Annotated in this window: 2 protein-coding genes; one reads left to right on the top strand and one right to left on the bottom strand. The window is 64.1% G+C overall.

Translation table 11 applies throughout. From position 1 onward, the window contains the following. Positions 1-24 precede the first annotated feature (24 nt). Complete coding sequence (locus WCE35_RS11110) at positions 25-999, bottom strand: aliphatic sulfonate ABC transporter substrate-binding protein (protein WP_424593385.1); 975 nt, start codon at positions 997-999, stop codon at positions 25-27. A 208-nt stretch (positions 1,000-1,207) separates the two neighbouring features. Here WCE35_RS11110 and WCE35_RS11105 point away from each other — a divergent pair. After that, on the top strand, positions 1,208-3,583 hold a 2,376-nt coding region (locus WCE35_RS11105), incomplete at its 3' end, for a [protein-PII] uridylyltransferase (RefSeq protein ID WP_424593384.1).

Below are 3,583 nucleotides of genomic sequence, written 5' to 3'. Positions count from 1 at the left end.
CTCCAGGGGAGGGTTGAGTACGGATCAATTCGTCGGCAGCGGAACCTGATCGTCGATCAGCGCATCCAGCGTCGCCTTGACGTCGACCTTGGCGTCGACGACGCCGGCCTGCTGCAGCGCGAGGCCGGCGGCGAGGATCGACTCGCGCTGCGGCGCGCCGATCCGGCTGTAGGTCAGTTCCGTGCGCTCCTTGAGCTGCTTGTCGACCACCGCATCCGGCAGTTTTGTCACGGCGATGAACGTCTTCTTCACGTCATCGTAATTGGCGAGCGAAAACCTGCGCGCCTCTTCATAGACTGCGAGCACGCGGCGCACGACATCCGGGTAGTCCTTGAGGAACGGCTCGCGGACATTGAGGATGCCCCAGGTGTTGGCTTGCGCTTTCCGGAAGAACAGTCTGGCGCCCTCCTCGATCTCGGCCTGCGCCATCATGGGATCGAGCCCGGCCCAGGCATCGACGTCGCCGCGGATCAGCGCGGTCTTGCCGTCGGCATGCTGCAGCAGCACCGGCGTGATGTCTTTTTCGGAGAGCCCCGCATCGAGCAGGGCGCGGACCAGGAAGATGTGCGGATCGGTACCCCGCGTGACCGCGACGCGCTTGCCCTTGAGATCGGCAACGGAGGCGATCCTGGAATCCTTCACCGTCACCAGCGCGGTCCATTCAGGCCGCGAATAGACATAGATCGACTTGATCGGATTGCCGTTGATCCGGGCGACCAGTGCCGCCGAGCCGGCGGTCGAGCCGAAATCGATCGAGCCGGCGTTGAGGAATTCCAGCGCCTTGTTGGAACCGGCCGATTGCACCCAGACGATGGAGATGCCGTCCCTGGCGAATTCCTTCTCCAGCAGTCCCCTTTGCTTCAGCACCAGCGAGACCGGATTGTAGGTTGCCCAATCGATGCGGATTTCCTTCAATGCATCGGCGGCGAACGCCGTGCCGGGCAGCCATGCCGCGACCGCGATGATCGCAGCCAAAGCGCGCCGTAAAGTCCTGACCATCATCGCCCCTCCCTGATCGTCCTGAAAAACAGCTTTTTATCTCAATAAGTTAGGCTCGCACGTCAACGAGAAAATTCGTACCCTCTGCCGTGCACCGCGAGAACAACCTTGCCGAGGCGGGGCAGAATCCAGCACAGAGCTGCTGTTGTCCCACAATGAGCCGTGACAGCACCGGCCGCGTCCGTTATCGGGGTAGATCATGGACGGCATGGTGACAGAGGCCCGCGCGGAAGCGGAGCACCGTTTCGATACCGCGCGGATCACCGCCGCGGTCGATGAACTCGCGGAAAAACACTCGGGCCGCGAGGATGTGTTTCGCGCGGCCCTCGCGCAACTGCTCAAGACCGAACTGGTCGCCGCGCGCGCCGCCGCGCAGGCCGTGCTGCTCAGGGACCGCCATGGCCGTCGCTGCGCGGAGCGGCTGTGTTTCGTCCAGGACGAAATCATCCGTATCCTCTACGCCGCCGCGACACGGCACCTCTATCGCTCGCCGATCCCCTCCGGCGCCGAGCGCATGGCCGTCGTCGCCACCGGCGGCTACGGCCGCGGCCTGATGGCGCCGGAATCCGACATCGATCTGTTGTTCATCCTGCCCTACAAGCAGACCGCCTGGGGCGAGCAGGTCGCCGAGGCCATTCTCTATTGCCTGTGGGACATGGGACTGAAGGTCGGCCACGCCACGCGCTCGGTCGATGAATCGATCCGGCAGGCACGCCGCGACATGACCATCCGCACCGCGATCCTGGAAACGCGGTTCCTGACCGGCGACCAGCCGCTCTATGACGAGCTGGTGGAACGGTTCGACAAGGAGGTCGTGCAGGGCACCGCCGCCGATTTCGTCACGGCAAAACTCGCCGAGCGCGAGGAGCGGCATCGCCGCGCCGGGCAATCGCGCTACCTGGTCGAACCCAATGTCAAGGATGGCAAGGGCGGCCTGCGCGACCTGCACACGCTGTTCTGGATCGCGAAATATGTCTATCGCGTCCGCGAGACCGACGAGCTGTTCGAACGCGGCGTGTTCGACGCGCAGGAATACCGCACCTTCCGCCGCTGCGCCGATTTCCTTTGGTCGGTCCGCTGCAACATCCATTTCTTCTCTGGCCGCGCCGAAGAGCGGCTGTCGTTCGACATGCAGCGGGAGATCGCGATCCGGCTCGGCTATACCTCGCATCCCGGCATGCAGGACGTCGAACGCTTCATGAAGCACTACTTCCTGATCGCCAAAGACGTCGGCGACCTCACCGCGATCCTGTGCGCCAAGCTGGAGGACGAGCAGGCCAAGCCGGCGCCGGTCCTGAGCAGGATGGTGGCGCGCTTAAGGCCCGGCACCAAACTGCGGCGGGTGCCCGACAGCGACGATTTCATCGTCGACAACAACCGCATCAATCTCGCCGCGCCCGATGTCTTCAAGCATGACCCGGTCAATCTGATCCGGATTTTCCGGCTGGCGCAGAAGAACAACCTCGCCTTCCATCCCGACGCGATGCGCACGGTGACGCGTTCGCTCAAGCTCATCAACACCCAACTGCGCGAAAACCCGGAAGCCAACCGGCTGTTCATGGAAATCCTGACCTCGAACGATGCCGAGATCGTGCTGCGGCGCATGAACGAGACCGGCGTGCTCGGCCATTTCATCCGCGCCTTCGGCAAGATCGTGTCGATGATGCAGTTCAACATGTACCACCATTACACGGTGGACGAGCACCTGATCCGCTGCGTCGGCTTCCTGCAGGATATCGAGCGCGGCGGCAACGAGGAGTTCACCGTCGCCAGCGACCTGATGCGAAAGATTCGCCCCGAGCACCACGCGGTGATCTACATCACCACGCTGTTGCACGATATCGCCAAGGGCCGCCCCGAAGACCATTCGATCGCCGGCGCCAGGGTGGCGCGGCGGCTGTGCCCGCGGCTCGGCTTCAACGCCGCCGATACCGAACTGGTGGCGTGGCTGATCGAGCAGCATCTGACGATGTCGACGGTGGCGCAGTCGCGCGACCTCTCCGACCGCAAGACCATCGAGAATTTCGCCGCCGTCGTGCAGTCGGTCGAGCAGATGAAGCTCCTGACCATCCTTACCACCGCCGACATCAGGGGTGTCGGCCCCGGCGTCTGGAACGGCTGGAAGGCGCAGTTGCTGCGCACGCTGTATTACGAGACCGAGCCGGTGCTGACCGGCGGCTTCTCGGAAGTCAACCGCGCCCAGCGCATCGCGGTGGCGCAAGCCGAATTCCGTGAGGCGTTCACCGAATGGCCCGAGCACGAGCTGAACGGCTATATCGCGCGGCATTACCCGGCCTACTGGCTCAAGGTCGAGCTGGCGCGCAAGATCCGCCATGCCCGTTTCCTGCGCGCCAGCGAGCAGGCTGGCCACCAGCTTGCGATCAATGTCGGTTTCGACGAGGCGCGCGGCGTCACCGAACTGACGATTCTCGCGGTAGACCATCCCTGGCTGCTGTCGATCATCGCCGGTGCCTGCGCGTCGGCCGGCGCCAATATCGTCGACGCGCAGATCTACACCACCACCGACGGGCGCGCGCTCGACACCATCGCGATCTCGCGGGAATACGACCGCGACGAGGACGAG

The sequence above is a fragment of the Bradyrhizobium sp. genome, from assembly GCF_049691595.1.
Taxonomy (GTDB): domain Bacteria; phylum Pseudomonadota; class Alphaproteobacteria; order Rhizobiales; family Xanthobacteraceae; genus Bradyrhizobium.
Note: the sequence above shows the minus strand (reverse complement) of the source record. Positions and strands in the feature narration are given on the sequence as shown.